Origin of the sequence: Faucicola osloensis, assembly GCF_020041925.1 — a bacterium.
Classification (GTDB): Bacteria; Pseudomonadota; Gammaproteobacteria; order Pseudomonadales; family Moraxellaceae; genus Faucicola; species Faucicola osloensis_D.
Genome location: NZ_CP083409.1, coordinates 872,719 through 894,078 on the forward strand (window position 1 = coordinate 872,719; position 21,360 = coordinate 894,078).

Genomic DNA, 21,360 nt, shown 5'->3' on the forward strand with positions numbered 1-21,360 from the left:
CTGTGTGAGATAGGGTGTTGTTTTTTGATTAAGTGCTTTGTAGTTTGATTGCTTTGCCTTGGGTTTTGATTGGCTTACCTTGTAGGACGGCTTGGGCGATTTTGATATGTTTAGGGTCGTTAAAACCTCTGATACGATACAATGTTAGACCGTCAGCATTGTAGATGGTCATGCCATCGATGGTGGGTTCAACGCTATCGCTAGGCAACAACTGATAACTTGTGACTTTAGCACCTTGGTGATGGCTAAAACCTTGTTGGGTCAGTCGCAGTTCACCCCCTGTTAAAGTAGGTACTTCTTTTTTTCGGTTGAATGATTGCCACACAACACTTGCGATGATGGCTAGTAACATCATCAGCGAGCCGATAGCAACTGAGAGTATTTTAAATGCCATCAATAGCCCTACCCCGGCAATGACGATACCCACCCACAGTATTTGGGTCAATATGGTGGGTGTCACCGCTTGACTTTGCAAACCAATGGTAACGCCTGTGTCGGTGACTTTTAACATAATCATCTCTATGACAATTAAAAGGGCGTATGCGCTACGCCCTTACTAGCCTAGTCTGTTTTGTTAGGCTATTTTACCAACCTAGCACCGCTTGTTGTTCGGCAATCAGCTGTTTGATACCTTCTTCGGCAATCGCTAGCATTTCGTCCACTTGCGCACGGGTAAAAGGTTTCTCTTCGGCAGTGCCTTGAATCTCGATAAACTCGCCTTTTTGCGTCATCACGACGTTAAGATCTGTGTCACAGCTTGAGTCTTCGCTATAGTTCAAATCCAAGAGTACTTCACCGTTTTTTATACCCACAGATACGGCGGCCACCAAGCCTACCAAAGGATCGGCTTTGAGTTTTTTGGCGGCTTGCAATTTTTCTAATGCATCGACCAATGCCACAGCCGCACCGGTGATACTGGCAGTACGGGTACCGCCATCGGCTTGCAGCACGTCACAGTCGATATGGATGGTATTTTCCCCAAGCTTTTCAAGATCTACCATCGCCCGTAGGCTACGACCAATCAACCGCTGAATCTCTTGGGTACGACCTGATTGTTTACCTTTGGCAGCTTCGCGTTGGGTACGCTCGTGGGTCGCGCGTGGCAACATACCGTATTCAGCGGTAATCCAACCTTTACCTGTGCCTTTGAGCCAGCGCGGCACTTGGGTCTCAATACTGGCGGTACATAGCACTTTGGTATCACCATAGCTGACCAGCACGGCGCCTTCGGCATGTTTGGTAAAGTTACGCACAAAACTAATTGGGCGAAGTTGGTTGTTTTCACGATTATCGATACGCATAAGATTCCCTAAAAGACCGCCTTGACGGTTTGGTAGATAGTTTTTAAGCAATGGGCAAAAATTACAGTGGTTTTATGCTACCTTGCCAACCCAGTTTTAGCAAGACAATTCCGTCGGCAACATGGCAGGTTGCTATTCAAGCCCTTCACGTTTACGTAGCTCTTTACGTAAAATCTTACCAACATTGGACTTGGGCAGGCTATCGACAAACTCGACATAGCGGGGGCGTTTATAGCCACTTAAGTGCTGTTTACCAAACGCTAGTAGCTGCTCAGCGGTGACGCGGTTGTGTTTTCTGACCACAAATATTTTGGGCTCTTCACCGCGCGTCGCGCTTGGTACCCCAATCGCCACACACTCGAGTACATCGGCATGCTCGAGCATCACCGACTCAATCTCATTTGGGTAGACATTAAACCCTGACACCACAATCATGTCTTTTTTACGGTCAACGATTTTGATAAAACCGCGCTCATCAATGATGCCGATATCGCCCGTGCGCAAATAGCCTGTTGCGGTAAACGCATTAGCAGTCTCGACAGGTAGATTGCGATACCCCACCATCACTTGCGGGCCTTTGACGGCGATTTCTCCGCGTTCGCCAATGCGCACAGGTTGGTCGTTGTTGTCCAATAAGATGATGTCAGTGGCAGGGGTTGGCAGCCCGACTTTGTTGGTAAATTCTGCGATAGTTAATGGATTAAAGGTAATCACAGGCGCGGTTTCTGAAAGCCCATACCCTTCGATAATCGGCAGCCCTGTGATGGTGTGCCATTTTTTGGCAACACTGGGTAGGATTGCCATGCCGCCGCCAATGGTGGCTTTGAGTTGGGAAAAATCGAGCCTTCGAAATTCAGGCTGCTGTATCAAGGCGCTAAATAGCGTATTGACCCCCAAAATAAAATGCGGCGGTGTACGCCTTAGCGTATTAACCAGTTCATTGATATCACGTGGATTGGGCACGAGCCTTGATGCAAACCCACGATACAAAATAAAAACGCAGCAAATGGTGAATGAAAATACATGATACAGCGGCAACGATGCCAAAATGATATCTTCCTGCCCTTCTTCATCATACGCGCTGCGAATCAACGCATCGATTTGCAGCAAATTGGCAATCACATTGCCATGACTGAGCATCGCGCCTTTTGCCGTCCCTGTGGTACCACCGGTATATTGAATTAGTACGATATTCGATAACGTGAGAGTTGGGCGTTGATAAGCCTTGCTAGCGCCCGCTAATAAATGACTAAAATAAATCCAATTACCTTTGGGCGGCAAATCGGTGGTCGCTGAGACCAAATTGATTAATGCACCTTTGAGCTTACTTTTCAAATCGCCCAAACGACAGATGATTAAATGATGTAAATCGCGGTTAAGGTTATCGGCAATGTCTTTATAGGTATAAATAAATTTATCTAGTATAAACAATGCCTTGATATCGGCATCATTCATTTGGTGCTCAAGCTCGCGACTGGTGTAGGAAGGATTCATACTCACTAGCACCATGCCAGCACGGATGACGCCAAGGGTAATCACAGGATATTGCAAAATATTGGGCAACATCACGCCAATGGCATCGCCGACCTTGAGCCCTAACTGCTGCAGATAAATGGCAACTTTTAGACTCAGTTTATCTAGCTGCTCGTAAGTAATCTCTTGATCATCGCAATAATACGCCACTTGCCGCGCATGTTTGGCAAACCCCGCTTCTAAGATGTCAATCAGCGACGTTTGTTCATCTGGCATATCGATGGTACTACAGATGTTATAACGCTCGTAGCTAATCAGCCACGGTTGCTGATTTTCTTTCCATTCATACATCTCATGCATCGGGCGCTCATTAACTGGTGAAATAGCGTCATCCATAAACTCAGTATTGCTCATAACAGCCTATTGGTATCCCCAATTTTATAAGGTTAATTGGGCGCGATGCAATAAAAAACCCAACTAATCTGATATAGAAAAGCTGGGTTTTAGTAACAAGCGTTAGCTTACTTTTTTTCTTCAAGTTTACGCAGTTCTTTACGCAGAATTTTGCCAACGTTTGATTTTGGCAATTCATCCACAAACTCAACTTTACGGGGACGTTTATAACCCGTTAACTCGCTTCGCGCATATTGCAGCAACTCTTGCTCGGTGAGGCTTGGGTCTTTACGTACCACAAACGCTTTTGGTACTTCACCGCTTTTTTCGCTCGGTACCCCAATCACCCCGACTTCCAACACTTTAGGATGCGCCGCTAGCACCTCTTCAACTTCGTTTGGATAGACATTAAATCCTGATACCAAAATCATGTCTTTTTTACGGTCAACGATTTTGAAATAGCCTTGCTCATCAATGACAGCGATGTCACCGGTTTTGAAATAACCGTCTGCTGTCATAACTTCTGCAGTGGCTTCAGGACGCTGCCAGTAGCCTTTCATCACTTGTGGACCTTTAACTGCAATCTCACCACGCTCACCTGCTGCGACTTCATTGCCGTTGTCATCGAGCAGTTTGATGTCGGTGTTGGGCATCGGGATACCAATTTTGGCGCTAAATTGCTCTTGTGCCAAGGGGTTTAGGGTGGCAACGGGTGAAGTTTCGGACAAGCCGTAGCCTTCTAGGATATTGGTACCTGTAATACGTTTCCACTCTTCAGCGGTTGAAGGCAATACCGACATACCACCGCCTAGCGACAAACGCAATTTGCTGTGGTCTAATGCCCGAAAACCGGTGTGGTGCGCCAAACCATTAAATAATGTGTTCACCGCTGGGAAGAAGACTGGCTTATATTTTGCTAATTCTTTGACAAAGCTGTCCATATCGCGGGGATTTGGAATCAATACACCCGTAAAGCCCATATTCATACCGAGTAGCGCACAGGCAGTAAATGAGAAAATATGGTAAAGCGGTAAAGCAACGACGACGTACTCACCCACCATTTGATTGGGAAACACTTGTCTGGCAAACTCTTGGCACTGTAGCATATTGGATACCAAGTTGCTGTGGGTAAGCATCGCACCTTTGGCAACCCCTGTGGTGCCGCCAGTGTACTGTAGTACCGCAATATCACTGCCTTTGATACCTTCCGGGCGCTGATAGCGACTGGCAGAAGCTTGCTTGATAACACTCTTAAAGGTCACATGCCCGTCAATTTGCCAAGCTGGAATGGCTTTTTTGACATACTTGACCACGGTATTGACTAGCATACCTTTGAACGTACCCATCAAATCACCGATTGAACAGACAATGACATGATCAACCATTTTTTTGCCGATATCTTGATAGGTTTTAGCAAAGTTTTCAACGATAAATAACGCTTTGGCTTGCGAGTCTTCTAACTGATGCGCTAATTCATGAGCGGTGTATAAGGGGTTGACATTGACCAAGATAAAACCTGCGCGGATGATACCAATCATACACACTGGGTATTGCAAGATATTTGGCATCATCACTGCAACAGTATCGCCTTTTTGTAGACCCAATCCCTGCAAATACGCCGCGATTTGGCGGCTGTAAGTATCTAGCTGACGATAGGTCATGCTACTACCCATACACACAAAGGCATCACTACCATTGAATTGTTCGAAATTCTTTTCAAAAACATTCATTAGGTTAACTTCGTCACCGGGCATTTGCATGTTATAGTTCATGCCGTAATGCTCGTAAGTCTTTAACCAAGGTTTCTCATGATGATCGGTAAGCTTTGGCGCATGTGGCTGCGCTTCCATAGTATCGACGGGAGTATCGATAGGCGCATTGTATTGGGCATTGTTGTCAGGGGTTTGAGCTGAGGTGGTTGATTCATTCATGAGAAATGTTTTCCTTAGGTATGCGGTCTATCAGCGAATAGCATATTGATAATTAAAAGAATTTTTATAAAAAGGTCAATCCCACTACTAAAAATTATATTAAAAATCGCGGCCAAATGTACTATTAACATACTAAATATTTACTCAATTCTCAAGCCTATTCTCTGTACTTATGGGATGATAAAAATGATTTCGCGTCGAAATAGTTATCCATTATTTGACCGTTAAAGCAGCTACAGTGTCCAATTATCTTTAAAAGGCGTTTTTGCGACACATTTTGACGTGTAAAACTGAGCAAATTTGCCATGTCATGGATTAATACTTGTTTTTCTACTCCCAAGCTTTATGATATTTCCTCATACTTCTTATCTCTCTTTTGCACTTTCTTTCTTTTGCACTTTCTTTTATTTTTTGTCATTGATTAAGTAACCATTATGTCTGATACCCTTGTAGCAAAAACTACCAAAGCAAACGATTTGAACAACCCCACTCGCTCAGTCGCTGAATTTACCGAAAACGCGTATTTGAACTATGCGATGTACGTCATCATGGATCGGGCATTGCCACACATTGCCGACGGGTTAAAACCTGTGCAGCGCCGTATCGTGTATGCGATGAGCGAGCTTGGGCTCAAAAATACTGCCAAACCCAAAAAATCAGCGCGCACTATCGGTGACGTCATTGGTAAATACCATCCGCATGGCGACTCCGCCTGTTATGAAGCCATGGTATTGATGAGTCAGCCGTTTAGCTACCGTTATCCACTCATTAGCGGTCAAGGCAACTTCGGCTCGCCCGATGACCCAAAATCATTCGCTGCGATGCGCTATACCGAAGCCAAGCTATCGGCTTATGCCAATACTTTGCTAAACGAGCTCGGTCAAGGCACTGTCGATTGGCAAGACAACTTTGACGGCACCTTGCAAGAACCCGTCACCTTGCCTGCCCGTCTACCGAACATTTTGCTCAACGGCACAACCGGCATTGCGGTCGGTATGGCAACCGATATCCCGCCACATAACTTGTCTGAAGTGGTGAAAGGCTGCATCGCGCTACTTAAAAAACCCACGATGACGGAAAAAGAGCTGGCAAAGTACATCCCTGCCCCCGATTTGCCGACCAAAGCAGAAATCATCACCTCGCCTGAGGATTTGCTACAGCTATATAAAACGGGTCGTGGTAGCTACAAAATGCGCGCTACTTATCATGTCGATGACAAAGAAAAAAACTTAGTCATCATCGATGCGCTACCCTACCAAATCTCAGGCAATAAAATCATTGAGCAAATTGCCAATTTAATTAATGCCAAAAAACTGCCTTGGGTGACCGACATCCATGACGAATCCGACCACCAAAACGCTTGCCGTATCGTGCTTGAGCTGCGCTCCAACCGTGTTGATATCGAGCCGATGATGAGCCATTTGTTTGCCAGTACCGACCTTGAGAGTAATTACCGCGTTAATCTCAACATGATTGGCACCAATGGCAAACCCCAAGTCAAATCACTGCTCACCATTCTCACCGAATGGCTCTCTGTGCGCCGAGATACTGTCACGCGCCGTTTGCAATACCGCTTGGATAAAATCGAGCAGCGCCTTCATATCTTGGCAGGTTTGCTGATTGCCTATCTGCATATTGATGAAGTCATCCGTATCATCCGTGAGGAAGACGACCCAAAAGCAGAATTGATGACGCGCTATGATTTGACTGAAATCCAAGCCAACGCGATTTTGGACATTCGTCTGCGTCAATTGGCACGCCTTGAAGAAATTGAGCTCAAACGTGAACAAAGTGACCTAGAAGCAGAAAAAGCCCAAATCGAAGCATACTTGAACAACCCAGATAAATTGACGGGTTTAATGATTGAAGAGCTCACTGCCGATATGAAAGAGCATGGCGACAAACGCCAATCGCCGATTGTGGAACGCACGGAAGCCACCGCGCTTAAAGAAACTGACCTAGCCCCAAGCGAGCCTGTGACGGTCATCGTGTCAAAATCAGGCTGGATTCGCTCCGCCAAAGGTCACGATGTCGATGCCGTCAATATGAATTACCGTTCCGGCGATGCCTATCTTGCCCATGCGCAAGGCAAATCCAATGAAAAAGTCTATCTCATGGATAACACAGGTCGCAGCTATCGCCTCGATGCCCATACCTTACCCTCTGCGCGAGGACAAGGCGAGCCACTCACAAGCCTGCTAAAACCCACGGGCGGGGCAAGTTTTGTCAATGTACTGATGGGACAAGATGACAGTAAGCTCATCATGGCAAGCTCGCAAGGCTATGGCTTTATCAACACCTTTTCTGATCTTGATACCAACCAAAAAGCGGGCAAAAATGTGATTAATTTTGATGACGCCTTTAGTTTAATAACCCACCAAATCGGTGAGCAAGATACGCTAGTTGGCGTGGTCAGCTCGGCAGGGCATTTGCTGGTATACCCATTGACTGAGTTACCGATGATGAAAAAAGGCAAAGGCAATAAGCTAATTGATTTAAAAGACGGTGACAGCGTGGTCGCCATCACGACGTTTAGCGAAGGGGATAGTTTGTCATTGGACAGTGGTAAACGCACCTTGACGCTCAAACCGATGGATATTGCCAATTTTATGGGTACACGCGGTCGACGCGGGGCACTCTTGCCAAAAGGGTTTCAAAAGGTGAGTGCTATCAGCAAAGCTAGTTAATTAAGTTATAGCTGATTTAGTTCTAATTAATTTAGTTTTATCTCATTCGCTGTTGAATCAATGCCTTTTATTAAAGGCATTTTTTATGTTTATTTTTTGTGCTTAAAGTCTCGTAATAATTCAACACAAAAACCGCCTTTAACCGTTGGCAGAAAATCGCTATGCTCTGCCAACTTTCAATCAAAATCAAACTTTCTATGTACGACTCCGTATTCCAAGACATCAAAACCCATATCGTTAGCTTCACAGGCTTAGAGCGAGATGCCCTGCATATTTACGTCGGCATTGGGGTATTTCTTATCACAAGCCTACTTTTTAAAAATCATCGCTACCGTTGGCTTATCGCCTTATTTGTAGTGATTGCTGCTGCCAGCATGGGTGAAGTGCTAGACAGACATGACCAGCTTATAATTGACAAGCACTGGTACTGGCAAGGCAGTGTGCATGATATAGTAAACACCTGCTTTTTCCCCACCCTTTTTACCTTGATACTTACCTTTACCCATTTTTTTGAGCGAAACTTTGAGCGAAACATCGCCCAAGCTCATGGTTCAAAACGTTAATTGGCTATCAACCTTTAGCAAACTTTTGGTTCAATCTTGGCAAACTCAGCGATTCGGGGTAAAGTAACCTCATTTTTCACAGTATTTTTAACACCCTAGTATTTTTAAAATCAGAGTATTTTTAAAATCCCGGTACTTTTAAAATCAGAGTATTTTTAAAATTAGCTCTCTCGAATATATGGATAGCCAACCCCTTATGAATCCGCAATTACAACTTTTGCATCCTTATCCATTTGCCAAGATGGCAACCTTGCTACAAGGCATCACCCCAAACCCAGACTATGCCCCAATTAAACTGGGTATCGGTGAGCCGCAGCACACGCCGCCACAGTTTGTGTTAGACGTCATCAAAGACAATTTGGCTAAAATCCAAAATTACCCCACCACCAACGGTTTGCCCGAGCTGCGCCAAGCGATTGCCGATTGGGTACAGCGCCGTTTTCAGGTCAAACAATTAAATGCCGACACCCAAGTGTTACCTGTGATGGGTACACGTGAGGCGCTATTTAGTTTTGTGCAAGCGGCGTTTGACCGTGAGGATAGCAAACGACCTTACGTGGTGATGCCCAATCCGTTTTATCAGATTTATGAAGGTGCGACGCTGCTCGCTGGTGGACAGCCGTATTTTGTCAATTGTACCGCGGGCAATAACTTTGTCGGTGACTATGACAGCGTGCCAAGCGAGGTTTGGGAAAAAACCCAACTGGTCTTTGTGTGTAGTCCAAACAACCCAACTGGTTCAGTGATGGATATGGCGCAGTGGCAACGACTTATAGAATTGTCAGATAAATACGGCTTTATCCTAGCCAGTGACGAGTGCTACAGTGAGCTGTACTTTGAGGTGCCGCCAATTGGACTACTAGAAGTTTGTGCCAAACTCGGCCGCGATGATTTTGCTAATTGCGTGGTGTTTCATTCGCTGTCAAAACGCTCCAATCTCCCTGGCATGCGCTCAGGATTTGTGGCAGGTGATGCCAAGTTACTAGCGCCGTATGCCCTGTACCGCACTTACCAAGGCTGCGCGATGCCGATTCATCATCAGCTGGCTTCGATTACCGCGTGGCAAGATGAAGCCCATGTGGCAGAAAACCGCAAACTATATCGCCAAAAGTTTGATTTGTGGATGGACAAGCTGTCAGACAAATTACCGTTACGCCGTCCTGATGCCGGTTTTTATTTTTGGTTACCGGTACAAGATGATGAGCAGTTTGTCAAAGTGCTTTATGAACAGCTAAATATCCATGCGCTCGCAGGGCGTTACCTATCTCGTGATACGCCCCCATACCAAAAGAACAGCGGTAACGCCGGCAAAAACCATGTGCGCATGGCATTGGTTGCAGATATCGCACAAAGCAGCGAGGCGATTGATCGATTGCTGAGCTTGGACTTATCAAATTTGGTGTAATTTTTCATAAAAAAAGTGATGGCTAGATACCATCACTTTTTTTACTTTTCTGTAAAGATTCAGCGTGCAACGACTGCTAGTCTTCAAGATTTTTTAGCAAGGTACTGACTTGTGCCAAGCGTTTGCGTTTTTGGTGGATATCATGGCTGACAAAGATGTCATCGGTTTCAGGTAGCATAAACCAATCTGGGTGGCGAAAAGTGTTTTCAATATCTTGTAAACCACTTTCCCAGTGCTCTTGCATAGTCGAGCCGCTAAACTCATAGTCTTTATAGCCGCGCTCATAAGTCTTTTTGTGATAAATCAGATGAATCACATTTTTGACACCGACTTCTGTCATTTCGCGGGCTTTATTAACGCACAATTCTTCAACTTTATCAACTTTAGCATCGTCATCGATGATTTCGAGTAACTCTTTGATAAGGCGCGTATAACGCAGCTTTTGTGCCATAAAGTCAGTGACCATGCGGGTTTTACTGGAATATTGGATGTCTTTGATACGCTCATCAATCTCCATCATATTCTCTGGCACCGTGCCCTTGGCATTCCACAAATCCACTTGGAAAATCAATTGTTTGAGGTGCTCTTCATGGCTTAAGATTTCATTGAGTGGTGTGTTGGACACCAATCCGCCATCCCAATAATACTCCCCATCAATTTCAACCGCTGGAAAACCTGGCGGCAGTGCGCCCGATGCGATGAAGTGATCGTAGTGCAGTTCTTCATTTTCATTGCTGAAAATAGCAAAGTTACCGTTTCGCACATTGACCGCAGACACCGATACTTTCATCCGATTGACGTCATTGACCAGTTTTAAGTCACAATAACGCTCAAGGGTCTCGCGCAGCTTGTCGGTGGTATAATAGCTTAAGTGATTGGGGGTGGTGTCATACGGCACAAAATAACGCGGTTTAAAAAAGCCACGCTGTCCTTCAATCATGGTTTGCCAAGCCTCGGCGGTAGATTCCATCACCCGCAGCTGCTGCTTTAAAAAGCCATTTTCAAATATCCAAGGCATAAAATGGCTTACCATATCAATCTTGCTGAGTTTATCTAGCTCATTGGCGGTTTGACGGTAGACATTCAGCCCTGCAGGGGTGTAGTTACGATGGGTGATGGTGTTCCAAAACCCTTGCAGCGCCGCCAAGCGGTTCTCTGGACGGTTACCTGCGATGATGGCGGTATTGAGCGCGCCGATTGAAATACCTGAGATACGGTCGATTTTGATGCCTTGTTTATGCAGCCCTTCATAAATCCCTGCTTGGTAGGCACCGAGTGCACCGCCACCTTGTAGCAGCAACGACACACTATCGTATTGTTTGACCAATTCTTTGAGCGGTGGTGTGCCTTGTGGGGTGGGTTGATTGGGGTTTGGGTTTGGTGGCTCTATCGCCTTGGGCGGTGATAAATTATCAGGTGATGGCTTAGATGGTTGTGCAGGTGTGGGGATGGTTTTTCTAGTTGACATAATAATCTTATCATCCATAAGTATAGTGGTTTTTATCTAGTATAGAATATATATCACTCAAGTATTGTAGCAAGATTTTATAGCGACAAAATGATATATGCGTGACTTTTTTGAGGGTTTTGTCATTCATGAACCTTTGATTAAACATCAACATGGTTGCTTAAATATCTATGTTGTATCAAGGTGAGTACGCGCACTTTTTAAAAAAACTCAATGCCATATTAAAAAAATTAAATCGCCGCTTGATTTTTTAAGACGTTAGCATAATAATAATTATCACTAAAAGATAATGTATCTCATTTATACTTTAGTTCGTATTTACTCGCTTTCATTGAGTGCTTTATTTTCTATTTTAAAACTAAACCGTTCGCGAAAGGCAGCAAGATGACCGTATTGACATTTTCTAATGACATGGCACCCGTGCTAGAGTCAATCCCCCCAAAAGCAGCGGCTCAGCCTTTGTTAGACCTGCCAAAACATACCATCGCTTATGTGGAAGAAGTCATTGCCAATCCTGCATTTGGTTTACAAGACAATTTGGTGAGCCGGCGCCTGCATGATTTGGGATTTTTGCCAAATACGGCGATTAAAATCGTGGCAAAAGGCTTGTTTGGTCGCCCCCCCTTTGCTATTCAATTAGCAGGTGGTGCGCAGTTTAGTTTACGCCGTGATGAGCTTGCTAAGATTAAGTGCCGTAGGGTGTAACGATTTTTGTCACTGTTTAATAGATGTTAGGTTGAGAGATGGCAAGCGTAGCAGATGAGTGGCTACGCTTTTTGTTTTTTTAGGGTATAGATAGTGTTGAGTTAGAGGGTTATTATGGCAATCACGTTGGCATTGGTCGGGGCACCAAACTGCGGTAAAACGGCTACCTTTAATGCCTTGACGGGGGCAAAAGCAAAAATTGCCAACTACTCTGGCGTCACAGTGGACAAAAAATTTGCCACGTGGTTGGGCAATCCAGCGGTCACTATCTTAGATTTACCCGGTACTTATAGTTTGCGCACCACCAGCCCTGATGAGCAAGTCACCCGTGAGGTATTGCTCGGTCAACAGGCAGGTGAAAAACCGCTTGATGGCATTATCGCGGTCGCCGATGCGACGAATTTGCGTCTTAGTTTGCGGATGCTACTGGAGCTCAAACAACTGGGCTTGCCCATGATGGTCGCGCTCAATTTATCCGATGTCGCGGCTTCACGCGGGGTGGTGATTGATGAAGATGCACTAGCCGAAGTCTTGGGTATGCCCGTGGTCAAAACCATCGCCATCAAACGTGACGGCACTGCCAAATTGCACCAACTACTCGGTGAGTTTGTGGCGCAGCAAGCCAACCAATCCGCTATCGCGCTGCGTAACGCGCAATATTTTACCCAAGTCGCTGACACCATTGATAACTTAGATGCCACTGTCTTATACCAAGAAGCCGACTCGATTATCGCCCATGCGGTACGCGAAAAAGGCGCCCTACCCAATTGGCATGAGCGTTTAGACAGTCTGTTATTGCACCCATTTTGGGGCATGGTGATTTTGCTGATTGTACTATTTGTGATGTTCCAAGCGGTGTATTCATGGGCTGCCCCGTTGATGGATGGCTTAGATAGCCTAGTCAATATGCTAGGGAATTGGATTACCGCTCAGTTAGGTTCTGGATTGTTACAAAGTCTATTGGTCGATGGCGTGCTTGCGGGTGTCGGCGGGGTGATTGTTTTTTTGCCGCAAATTACGATTCTGTTTTTGTTTATTTTGGTGTTAGAAGATTCGGGTTATTTGCCACGTGCGGCTTTTTTGCTGGATAATTTATTGGCAAAAACAGGCTTGTCAGGTCGGGCATTTATCCCGCTGCTTTCAAGTTTTGCCTGTGCTGTACCTTCGGTCATGGCGACTCGCACCATTCCCAATGCCCGCGAGCGCCTTGTCACCATGGCACTGGCACCGATGTTGACCTGTTCGGCACGCTTGCCGATTTATGCATTAATCATCGCCGCCGTGATTCCCGATACCAAAGTATTGGGACTGTTTAATCTGCAAGGTCTGACTTTGTTCGCGCTCTATCTTGCTGGGATTGTGTCGGCGGCTTTGGTCGCCTTGGGGCTTAAATGGATAGCTAAAGTACAAGGTCGCACGAGCTTGACGGCGCTGATGATGGAGCTACCGACTTATCGCTTGCCCAACGTGCGCCATATTGCGATTAGCCTTTGGGATAAAGTTAAAGCGTTCTTGACACGCGCAGGTACGATTATTTTTTCGTTGTCCATATTGTTATGGGTATTGGTGACTTTCCCAAAACCGCCTGCCAACGCCACAGGTCCTGCCATTGATTATAGTATTGCCGGTCATCTTGGGCATTGGATTCATCCGCTTTTCGCGCCGATTGGGTTTGATTGGCAAACCTGTATCGCCATGATTCCTGGCATTGCTGCCCGTGAAGTGGTGGTCGCTGCGATGGGTACTGTGTATGCAGTGAGTGGTGATGAAGCAGCGGTGAGTGAAGGCTTAATCCCGATTATCCGCAATCATTGGGGACTACCAACGGCGTTTGCGTTTTTGGCGTGGTATATCTATGCACCCATGTGTATGGCAACGATTGCCACCATCAAACGAGAGAGCAATTCGGGCAAATATACGGCGATGATTGTGGCGTTTTTATTTGTATTAGCCTATATCGCAGCTTTTATTACTTATCGTGTGACAGATATACTCGTTAATTAATTGATTGAAAGGAGTTGTTATGAACGCGCAAATGCAGACTTTTATCGTGATGTTGATGGTATTGATAGCGTTGGTATATGTGGCAATCAAAGCCAAAAAGCGCTTAACTGCCAAAAATAGTAGTTGCGGCGGCTGCGGTAAATGCGGTCATTGATTGAAGATTACAATCTTGGTGTTTAGAACTTAGATATTTAGGGCGTATGCGCCACGCCCGTCTTTTTAGCGAACAATTTGCCGTTTAAAATTTACTGTTTAAATGGACACTTAATCGCCCAAATGTACGTATTTAGCAATCACTTGCTGATGGATGGGAAAATTACCCAGCGTCGCCCCTGCTTTGCGGTCAGCAAAATAATGTTGCAGCGTTTCAATGACATTTTGGAACGCCAAGTCTTGCCAAGGGATATCTTCTTCGGCAAACAACGCACATTCTAGGCTCTCGATGCCCACGCCAAATTTGCCATCTTTGAGCGAGCCGATAAATATCATATGAATCTGTCCGATATCTGGTATGTCGTATAGACAATATAGCTCTAATCCACTGCCGATGGCTTCGGCTTCTTCAAAGCACTCACGATTGCCGCCATCTTTCATGGTCTCGCCAAGCTCCATAAAGCCTGCAGGCAGCGTCCAATAACCATGCCGCGGTTCAATCGCGCGGCGACAGAGCAAAACTTTATCTTCATGGATGAGTAAACAGCCGTTGATGACTTTGGGGTTTTCGTAATGGATGTAGCCACAAGACGGGCACACAATGCGCGGCAGACTGTCCATCGGCGGGATTTTGGTTTCGGCTAGATGACCGCATTGCAGGCAGTAAGGCATGGCATTTTCCTATTATTTTTATGTTTTGTGAGGTGAAAGTCGTTTTAAGTATGGTAGCATTGATTGCAGGTTTTTACATGATAAAAATGAGTTGAGCAGCCGATTATGAGAAAGTTTAGCTAAGTATCTAGCTTAGGTATTTAGCTCGGTATTAAGTTTGGGATTATTAGCAGGTTGTAGCGCGCCGCATACCCAGCCTAATATGCAAAAACCTGTCTCAGCTATGCCAGCTTTACCGCTTGGTAGTGATATCGACAATAGACAATTAGTTTTAGATAAATTCGGTCAACTCAAAGCGCCGTATAAACATTGCGAAATTGCCCATTAAATTTTGATGAATTAAAAAATATGTCCACAACTAAATTTCAAAGTCCTTTATTGAACCAACTGGCTGAGCGAATCGCAAAACTGCCATTCGACCCCACGCCGCAGCCGTATTCGGTACTCATCGCCATTACCAATGAAGCTGAGCCAAAAATTTTGTACTCGTTGCGCGCTTCGGATATGCGAGAACATGCCGGCGAAGTATCGTTTGCAGGGGGCAGACGTGAAGACACGGACGATAGCAACCAAGCTACCGCGTTACGAGAAACGCATGAGGAAACAGGTATTCATCCCAGTCAAGTGACTGTGTTGGGCGAATTGCCCCTACAATTTGCCAAAAGCGGTAGACCTGTCAAGCCGATTGTGGGGGTGATACCACCCGGTGTTAACCTTGTGCCAGAGATGTGCGAAATTGCAAGGCTATTTTGGGCAGATTTAGCCACGCTCATTCACCAGCCAACCATCGATTATGCGTATGATTTGGGTCGCCAAGTTATGGTATCACCGAGCTTTATCATTGATGGTGAGACCGTGTGGGGCTTGACGGGACGCATCACCGCAAGCCTACTGGAAATGGGATTTGACCGCCAGATTGATTGGTATTTTAATGTTCACGATAAATAGCCAATCAACCAGAAACCAATCACTGCAGCGCTGTCCACGCTAGCATTTCATCGAGCACGGCTTTGGCATTGCTATTATTTTTGACATTGTCGGCATTAATCATCCCAACCACTGCATACCATTTTCCTGATTTGCCTTGAACATAGCCTGCCATACTGGTGACATTATCGAGCGTGCCTGTTTTGATCCAAGCATGCCCAATGGCAGGGTTATTTGGCTGGCGCAGTTTGAGCGCTTTGATGGTACCCGACTCGCCTGCCACGCCCAATGAATCACGATATACGGTAAAATTGGGTGAATGATAAGCGAGAGTTAGCAGCGCTAACATACTATTGGGCGCCACGCGGCAATCACGGCATAAACCTGAGGCTCTAGTCATTATAGGGGGCTGTGCTTGGGGCAGCTTTTGTTGCCACCACTGGTGAATGTAGGCAAAGGTTTTTGGATAAGTGCTGATACGCTGCTTGTCGGCATACAGCGGTAGCGACAAGGCGATTTGTTCCGTCATCACATTGTTGGAGTGCTGATTGATGTCTTTGATTTGCTCATGCAATGGATTGGAGGCGACATAGCCAACCAATTTTGGGGTCAAGGGTTTGCCAAAGTATTTTAGGTATAAGCGAATATACCAAGGTAGCGCTTGCGGTATCGCCTTGGCTTGCTGCATATAGGGCACTGCAGGGTTGGCAAATTCAATATTCCCTGTAAAGTTTGGCAAGATTTTTTGCCAATCGGCGATGATTTGTTGTTTCACCAGTACATCCCCATCAGGAAACGTCAGATAGCGCTTTTGCTCACCACAAAAGGCGGACGCGGTTTGGTGAAAGCTCAATCCTGTGGACGTCAATGTCCCAATCCAATCATCTTGGTTGCTATTGCAAGGCGCTTGACTGGCTTGCAGTGTTGTAGGCATAGTAAAGTTTGCCAGCGCAGGCTTTAGGCTGACTTGATACGCCGCTACGTCTTTGGGATTAATCGAAGGTTTGCTTTGGATTTGCTCAAGATTTGCCGCAGGATTGTCGATATCTGTCGAAGCTGATGTTGTGGGTTGCGTGACGCTACTGGTATTAGGCTTTACGACCGGTGTGGCATTGGGTTTTGGCAGTGGCACCAAATCCACTTCCACTGTACCAAAATTGGTTAACAAAGCATTGGGCTGGGCATTATAAGGGCGTAATCCTTTGCCATCAAACGCATTAACATCAAAATCTACCCCTTCAAATTGGCGATTATCGATGATTAAATTGCCTTGTACTTGCTTAATACCCTGTGCTTTAATCATGGCAAGTAGCTGGTACAAGCGCTCGTTTTCCAGTTTTGGGTCGCCACTGCCCTGCACAATCACATCGCCATAAAGCGTGCCTTTCCACACAAAACCATGCTGATATAATTTGGTTTGCCAAACAAAATCTTTGCCCAAACTATCGAGCGCCACATAAGTGGGAATCAGTTTTTGCGTAGATGCGGGGGTACGTGGCACATCAGCGTTATAACTAAACAAAGGCGTTTGGGGCGTGGTCGACGCTGCATTTTGCGGATTGTCCGTTAACGGTTGTACCACCATGCTCAGGCTATCGGTCGGAATATTGGCTTGGGCAAGTTTGGCCTGAATCGTTTCAGGTAGCTTATTGACTGGATCGCGCTGCCCCATGACTGCATGGCTTTGCTTGGTCACTGGGTCAGTGGGTATTGGCGGCTGGACTTGTGTGGTATCTGACGTATGACCCACCAAGGATAGACAAGCCATCCCTAGCAACAAACCTGTTTTTAAAGACAATAATTGAATGGCGCGGGTTTGCAGACCCACGGATTGGCGCGAATTTTTCATAACAACAGCAACAATGTGAAGAATCTATACTAGGTATCGAATCTTATCAGGCAAAAATAAATTAGGCAAAAATAAGCTGCCACCTTATCGCTTTTTGCCATAAAAATCCACCTGATTTCATAGCAAATCGGCTAAAATTAAGGCATTTAGACAAACTGCCGTAGCCTTCTGTTGCAATTCTCTACATTTCAATTTTTAGATATTTGCTAAACTGTCGTCTAATTGCCACATTTCAGTCACTGCTATTGCCGTTTTGGGTTTCAATCGAGAACGCTGACCCAATTGTTTTGGGTGAAAAGTTATTTAGATTAAAAAATTATTTAGGTTAAAAAAACTCTATGTTAAACAAATCTATCACCACCTCTGCCATGACTATAGGCGCTATGAGTCTCGTGTTAGCGTTATCTGCATGCTCAAAAAAAGATGACAAAGCCACAACCACCACTGCTTCGGCAACGACGACCACCACCACGTCAACCTCTACAACTACTGCCCCTGTGGCGGCTTCCCAAGCCATCTCTAGCGCGCCTGCTAGTGCTGCCGTTACCACCACTGCTTCGTCAACCACGACAACTGTCACCACGCCAGCTACTGCAGAAAAAACCGCCAACGTTAGCAGCGCGCCTACAGTTGCCGCCAACAATGCCGCGGCTGCGACACCCAATCTTGCCCTAAAAGCAGATTTGACTCAGTTATTTAAAACCTTAAACGAGCTTGACCGCAATACCCAAGCCAAACAAGCAGAAATGGCAAAAAAAATGCAAAACGCCAAAACGCCTGCTGACCAACAAGCTTTCTTTAAAGAAGTGGTGGCACAGTTAGATTTGCAAAAAGCCACGCTCAACAAACTAAAATTTAATGACCCCCGTGTCGCACAAACCCGCGATAAAATGGTTGAAAGTATTACCAATAGCCGTGCTGGTACGGCGGCTTTAATCAAAAAACCAACGGCAACCCCAGAGACCAATCCAGAAATTGCTAAGTCGATGGAAAAAGCGCAAAAATCCGCTGAAGAAGCCCGTACCATGTTGATGCAATTAACCCAAGAAGCAGGCATCAAGCCAAAAGGCGCGGACGCCGCTCCCAGTAAAAAATAAAGTCATTTTTAAATAAAAAACTCTCATGATGAGAGTTTTTTTATGTCGGTTAGCTTTTATGACTTCATAAGCCTGCTATGACTTCATTAGATGGGTAAATAACATGGCAGTCATAATGGCATCATTGAGGGCATTATGAGCAGGTAATCGCGGGATTTGGTATTCGTCTAGCAGTTGATTGAGGTGTGGTAACTGCCCAACTTGGCTGGGGTCATGTCGATGCTGATTTTGTTGATACAAGCGACTGACATCGACAAGTTTATTAGCCAGTTCCACACCCAAAAACGGTTTGGCAATGGCATTTAAAAACGCCATGTCCATGTCCACACAAAACCCAATTATCGGACGGTTTTTAAGCATTGGCAATAATTGGGTGAGCATCTCGTCATACGATAAGCCATTGTCGACATCTATCGGTCTTAATCCGTGAATCACAATGGTGTCCTGGGTTGGCATCACAGGCGGACGGCATACCAAGGACAGCGCGCTATCGGTATCAATCACAAACCCGTTACTTTCTTTGCGTACCTGTACTGCACCGACACTTAAAATATAATCTTGTTTAGCATTAAGCCCGGTCATTTCTAGGTCTAGGCTCACCCACTCATTGGGGACTTTAGATAGCGGGGTATCGAACAGATAAGCGTACTCAGGCTTGCTGAGCCGCTGTTTTTGTCGCTCAAGTTTTTGACCGCCGAACAGATTTTTGATGCGATGAAACATGGCTTTTCTCTAAGCAATTAACACTATCTATTTAGTTAAAAAATATCTACTTAGTTAAAAAATATCTACTTAGTTAAAAAATATCTAGGCGATAATGATGAGTAATAAAGGTTTTAAAATCTTTGACCATCGCCAAACATTCTTTTAACAAGTCTTTTTCCAGTGCTGATAGGTGATTGGGATTTACCGCTCGCGCTGTTCTATCCTGTGTGGTCAATGCCACATCCAATCGTTTTGCCATAAAAAAATCCAGTGCTTCTGCCAGATTTTGCGCCATGGTGTCATCTAGTACCTGTTGCTGTGCCAGCTGCTGCAGTCGGCTTCTGGTGTTAGTCTCAGTGATATGATATTCCAATGACAAGGCTCGCACGCCGTGGACAATCGGGAATATCCCCGCTTTTTTTAGGTCAATATCGGTTTCACTGGCACCGACAAATTTTTGCCACCAACCACTGCTATCACCAAATTGTAGAATCGGTTTGGCAAAACGGTTGATAAAGTTACTAGTCGCCACATTTTGCGCGCTGACTTGCCAATGTTTTTGCAGCTGCTCAAAGAGCTTAATATCGCCGCAAACAAAATGCGCATCGATTAAGGTCGCAATCCACATCATATCTTCACTGCTGCCACTCACGTACCATGCCGTGATTTGTTTTTCAAAGGCGGTTGAAGTTTTTCGCCAACGCTCGTTGCTAAGCATAATCTTGCCATCACAATAGGGATAACCCATGTTCGCCAATGCCTCATTGAACTGCGCGGCATAGCTGGGCAGATTGTCATCTTTAAAACCATTGCGGATAATCAGCGCATTGTCTTGGTCAGTACGCAAGATTTGTTCACCACGTCCTTCTGAGCCCATTACAAACAGACAGGTATTGTAGAAGGTAATAGCAGGCACAATTAGCTGCCATACCTTGGCAAACACTTGTAAATTCAAGCTTTGCACCATACGGCTGATAACATGGATTTTGATGCCGCTGGCGTGCTGCTCACGGATAAATTTACCAATCAATTCCACCGCCACCGCAACATCCTCTAGGCTTTGCGCTTGCTCAATACGAGCGACGATAAGATTGGAATGGTTGGTTAAAAAGCTCAGTAATTCGGTTTGCCCCAAAATTCCAATGATTTGACCTTGACTGTCAATAATGGGTAAACGGTGCGTACGAGTTTGTAACATGGTCAGCAAGGCTTCACTCACATCTTGCGATTGATGCACGGTATGGATTTTAAAATTGGTAAAGTCCAGCACAGACGTAGTGGCAAAATCAACTTTTTGCCCAATCGCTCGGCACACATCGGTTTGGGTAAAAATACCGATGCGCTCGACATACGATGCAATGGTAGATTTTTCAACGCCTTGTGCGATGAGTTTGTCATGCTCTGCTTCGGTCATTCGCGCTTGTGACTTAACCAAAATATGCTTGATGTCAAATTGGTTCATCGCCATCGTGGCATCGTATAGCGTTGCCGTATCATCGACAAAATGCGGCGGTTTGATATGCTGTCCCAAATTGGCAATCGGTTGATATAGCAGTTTTTGACTTTCACTTTGGGCGAGGCGAGCTTGGTGATGGTTGAGACGGGCAGCGACATCGGCAAACAAGGCATTTTTTAAGGTGGGATTTTGCTCGGTCATTGCACTTAGCACTTGGCCATCGATACGGTACATCAGACTTTGCTGCTGGGTAATAAAGTTGAAAACGCCGTTTTGCCTGACCTTGGTATCAAACCAATCGCCTGCATTTAAGGTAGAAATCAACGCATCACCTTGTAATTGATGAACAAAGCCTTTAAGGATAATAAAAAAATCCCCTTGCCATCCAGTGGGTATGGGCTGCAAGTTGTCCAAATAGACGATTTTACTGTGCTGCTGCAGATGGGTTCGCTGCTGATCGCTTAGTGTATCAAATGGGGGCTGGTGTAGATGTTGTATGTCCAAAGTCTGTATCATTGAGCCACTCATATCACCATCCTTGTATTGCGGCTAAAAATAAATCTCATGTCCT

Annotated in this window: 18 protein-coding genes; 9 read left to right on the forward strand and 9 right to left on the reverse strand. The window is 45.4% G+C overall.

Annotated features, from left to right (window positions below):
• Nucleotides 1–28 precede the first annotated feature (28 nt).
• The 4 genes from LAJ61_RS03800 to LAJ61_RS03815 all read right to left on the reverse strand — a co-directional run bounded on the left by LAJ61_RS03800 (nt 29) and on the right by LAJ61_RS03815 (nt 5,017).
• Nucleotides 29–511 (reverse strand): hypothetical protein, encoded by a 483-nt coding sequence (locus tag LAJ61_RS03800; protein ID WP_224054527.1) that lies wholly within the window; start codon nt 509–511, stop codon nt 29–31.
• 73 nt (nt 512–584) lie between these two features.
• Nucleotides 585–1,301, reverse strand: a complete 717-nt coding sequence (gene rph / locus LAJ61_RS03805) for a ribonuclease PH (protein WP_060994509.1) — start codon at nt 1,299–1,301, stop codon at nt 585–587.
• 132 nt (nt 1,302–1,433) lie between these two features.
• On the reverse strand, nt 1,434–3,188 hold the full coding sequence (locus LAJ61_RS03810) for an AMP-binding protein (protein ID WP_224054528.1): 1,755 nt from the start codon (nt 3,186–3,188) through the stop codon (nt 1,434–1,436).
• Between the two features lie 107 nt (nt 3,189–3,295).
• Nucleotides 3,296–5,017: an AMP-binding protein gene (locus tag LAJ61_RS03815; RefSeq protein ID WP_135890172.1), complete on the reverse strand. Its 1,722-nt coding sequence runs from the start codon at nt 5,015–5,017 to the stop codon at nt 3,296–3,298.
• 515 nt (nt 5,018–5,532) lie between these two features.
• Here LAJ61_RS03815 and parC point away from each other — a divergent pair.
• From parC to dapC, 3 genes are all read left to right on the forward strand, one after another.
• Nucleotides 5,533–7,785: a DNA topoisomerase IV subunit A gene (gene parC / locus LAJ61_RS03820; RefSeq protein ID WP_224054529.1), complete on the forward strand. Its 2,253-nt coding sequence runs from the start codon at nt 5,533–5,535 to the stop codon at nt 7,783–7,785.
• A gap of 197 nt (nt 7,786–7,982) precedes the next feature.
• Nucleotides 7,983–8,348 carry a hypothetical protein gene (locus tag LAJ61_RS03825; protein WP_224054530.1) on the forward strand — a complete coding sequence of 122 codons (366 nt, stop codon included), beginning with the start codon at nt 7,983–7,985 and terminating at the stop codon, nt 8,346–8,348.
• A gap of 196 nt (nt 8,349–8,544) precedes the next feature.
• Nucleotides 8,545–9,753, forward strand: a complete 1,209-nt coding sequence (gene dapC / locus LAJ61_RS03830; protein WP_224054531.1) for a succinyldiaminopimelate transaminase — start codon at nt 8,545–8,547, stop codon at nt 9,751–9,753.
• A gap of 76 nt (nt 9,754–9,829) precedes the next feature.
• On the opposite strand, the gene LAJ61_RS03835 is transcribed toward dapC, so the two are convergent.
• On the reverse strand, nt 9,830–11,221 hold the full coding sequence (locus tag LAJ61_RS03835; RefSeq protein WP_224054532.1) for a patatin-like phospholipase family protein: 1,392 nt from the start codon (nt 11,219–11,221) through the stop codon (nt 9,830–9,832).
• A gap of 384 nt (nt 11,222–11,605) precedes the next feature.
• Here LAJ61_RS03835 and LAJ61_RS03840 point away from each other — a divergent pair, with 384 nt between their 5' ends.
• The 3 genes from LAJ61_RS03840 to LAJ61_RS03850 all read left to right on the forward strand — a co-directional run bounded on the left by LAJ61_RS03840 (nt 11,606) and on the right by LAJ61_RS03850 (nt 14,084).
• Nucleotides 11,606–11,926, forward strand: a complete 321-nt coding sequence (locus LAJ61_RS03840; RefSeq protein ID WP_219333537.1) for a FeoA family protein — start codon at nt 11,606–11,608, stop codon at nt 11,924–11,926.
• A 114-nt stretch (nt 11,927–12,040) separates the two neighbouring features.
• Nucleotides 12,041–13,930 (forward strand): ferrous iron transport protein B, encoded by a 1,890-nt coding sequence (feoB, locus tag LAJ61_RS03845; protein WP_224054533.1) that lies wholly within the window; start codon nt 12,041–12,043, stop codon nt 13,928–13,930.
• Between the two features lie 19 nt (nt 13,931–13,949).
• Nucleotides 13,950–14,084, forward strand: a complete 135-nt coding sequence (locus tag LAJ61_RS03850) for a FeoB-associated Cys-rich membrane protein (RefSeq protein ID WP_224054534.1) — start codon at nt 13,950–13,952, stop codon at nt 14,082–14,084.
• Between the two features lie 110 nt (nt 14,085–14,194).
• Here LAJ61_RS03850 and LAJ61_RS03855 read toward each other — a convergent pair whose 3' ends face one another.
• Nucleotides 14,195–14,755, reverse strand: coding sequence for an NUDIX hydrolase (locus tag LAJ61_RS03855; RefSeq protein ID WP_159772211.1), 561 nt, complete (start codon nt 14,753–14,755; stop codon nt 14,195–14,197).
• A gap of 157 nt (nt 14,756–14,912) precedes the next feature.
• On the opposite strand from LAJ61_RS03855, the gene LAJ61_RS03860 reads away from it, so the two are divergent.
• On the forward strand, nt 14,913–15,083 hold the full coding sequence (locus LAJ61_RS03860) for a hypothetical protein (protein WP_224054535.1): 171 nt from the start codon (nt 14,913–14,915) through the stop codon (nt 15,081–15,083).
• A 20-nt stretch (nt 15,084–15,103) separates the two neighbouring features.
• Nucleotides 15,104–15,703: an NUDIX hydrolase gene (locus tag LAJ61_RS03865; RefSeq protein WP_224054536.1), complete on the forward strand. Its 600-nt coding sequence runs from the start codon at nt 15,104–15,106 to the stop codon at nt 15,701–15,703.
• 19 nt (nt 15,704–15,722) lie between these two features.
• On the opposite strand, the gene LAJ61_RS03870 is transcribed toward LAJ61_RS03865, so the two are convergent.
• Entirely contained in the window at nt 15,723–17,531 is a 1,809-nt protein-coding gene (locus LAJ61_RS03870) for a D-alanyl-D-alanine carboxypeptidase/D-alanyl-D-alanine-endopeptidase (protein WP_135890166.1), read from the reverse strand.
• A gap of 338 nt (nt 17,532–17,869) precedes the next feature.
• On the opposite strand from LAJ61_RS03870, the gene LAJ61_RS03875 reads away from it, so the two are divergent.
• Nucleotides 17,870–18,628, forward strand: a complete 759-nt coding sequence (locus tag LAJ61_RS03875; protein WP_224054537.1) for a hypothetical protein — start codon at nt 17,870–17,872, stop codon at nt 18,626–18,628.
• A 75-nt stretch (nt 18,629–18,703) separates the two neighbouring features.
• On the opposite strand, the gene LAJ61_RS03880 is transcribed toward LAJ61_RS03875, so the two are convergent.
• Both LAJ61_RS03880 and LAJ61_RS03885 read right to left on the reverse strand, forming a co-directional pair.
• The gene (locus tag LAJ61_RS03880; RefSeq protein ID WP_224054538.1) at nt 18,704–19,351 is read right to left on the reverse strand and encodes a 3'-5' exonuclease; all 648 of its coding nucleotides are present in this window, start codon (nt 19,349–19,351) and stop codon (nt 18,704–18,706) included.
• Nucleotides 19,352–19,424: 73 nt separating this feature from the next.
• Nucleotides 19,425–21,317, reverse strand: a complete 1,893-nt coding sequence (locus LAJ61_RS03885; RefSeq protein ID WP_224054539.1) for a putative nucleotidyltransferase substrate binding domain-containing protein — start codon at nt 21,315–21,317, stop codon at nt 19,425–19,427.
• Between the last annotated feature and the right edge of the window lie 43 nt (nt 21,318–21,360).

Bases quoted from the DNA above. Each gene is read 5' to 3' on its own strand.
- LAJ61_RS03800 (WP_224054527.1), bottom strand. From the start codon at position 511: ATGTTAAAAGTCACCGACACAGGCGTTACCATTGGTTTGCAAAGTCAA.
- rph (WP_060994509.1), bottom strand. From the start codon at position 1,301: ATGCGTATCGATAATCGTGAAAACAACCAACTTCGCCCAATTAGTTTT.
- LAJ61_RS03810 (WP_224054528.1), bottom strand. From the start codon at position 3,188: ATGAGCAATACTGAGTTTATGGATGACGCTATTTCACCAGTTAATGAG.
- LAJ61_RS03815 (WP_135890172.1), bottom strand. From the start codon at position 5,017: ATGGAAGCGCAGCCACATGCGCCAAAGCTTACCGATCATCATGAGAAA.
- parC (WP_224054529.1), top strand. From the start codon at position 5,533: ATGTCTGATACCCTTGTAGCAAAAACTACCAAAGCAAACGATTTGAAC.
- LAJ61_RS03825 (WP_224054530.1), top strand. From the start codon at position 7,983: ATGTACGACTCCGTATTCCAAGACATCAAAACCCATATCGTTAGCTTC.
- dapC (WP_224054531.1), top strand. From the start codon at position 8,545: ATGAATCCGCAATTACAACTTTTGCATCCTTATCCATTTGCCAAGATG.
- LAJ61_RS03835 (WP_224054532.1), bottom strand. From the start codon at position 11,221: ATGTCAACTAGAAAAACCATCCCCACACCTGCACAACCATCTAAGCCA.
- LAJ61_RS03840 (WP_219333537.1), top strand. From the start codon at position 11,606: ATGACCGTATTGACATTTTCTAATGACATGGCACCCGTGCTAGAGTCA.
- feoB (WP_224054533.1), top strand. From the start codon at position 12,041: ATGGCAATCACGTTGGCATTGGTCGGGGCACCAAACTGCGGTAAAACG.
- LAJ61_RS03850 (WP_224054534.1), top strand. From the start codon at position 13,950: ATGAACGCGCAAATGCAGACTTTTATCGTGATGTTGATGGTATTGATA.
- LAJ61_RS03855 (WP_159772211.1), bottom strand. From the start codon at position 14,755: ATGCCTTACTGCCTGCAATGCGGTCATCTAGCCGAAACCAAAATCCCG.
- LAJ61_RS03865 (WP_224054536.1), top strand. From the start codon at position 15,104: ATGTCCACAACTAAATTTCAAAGTCCTTTATTGAACCAACTGGCTGAG.
- LAJ61_RS03870 (WP_135890166.1), bottom strand. From the start codon at position 17,531: ATGAAAAATTCGCGCCAATCCGTGGGTCTGCAAACCCGCGCCATTCAA.
- LAJ61_RS03875 (WP_224054537.1), top strand. From the start codon at position 17,870: ATGTTAAACAAATCTATCACCACCTCTGCCATGACTATAGGCGCTATG.
- LAJ61_RS03880 (WP_224054538.1), bottom strand. From the start codon at position 19,351: ATGTTTCATCGCATCAAAAATCTGTTCGGCGGTCAAAAACTTGAGCGA.
- LAJ61_RS03885 (WP_224054539.1), bottom strand. From the start codon at position 21,317: ATGAGTGGCTCAATGATACAGACTTTGGACATACAACATCTACACCAG.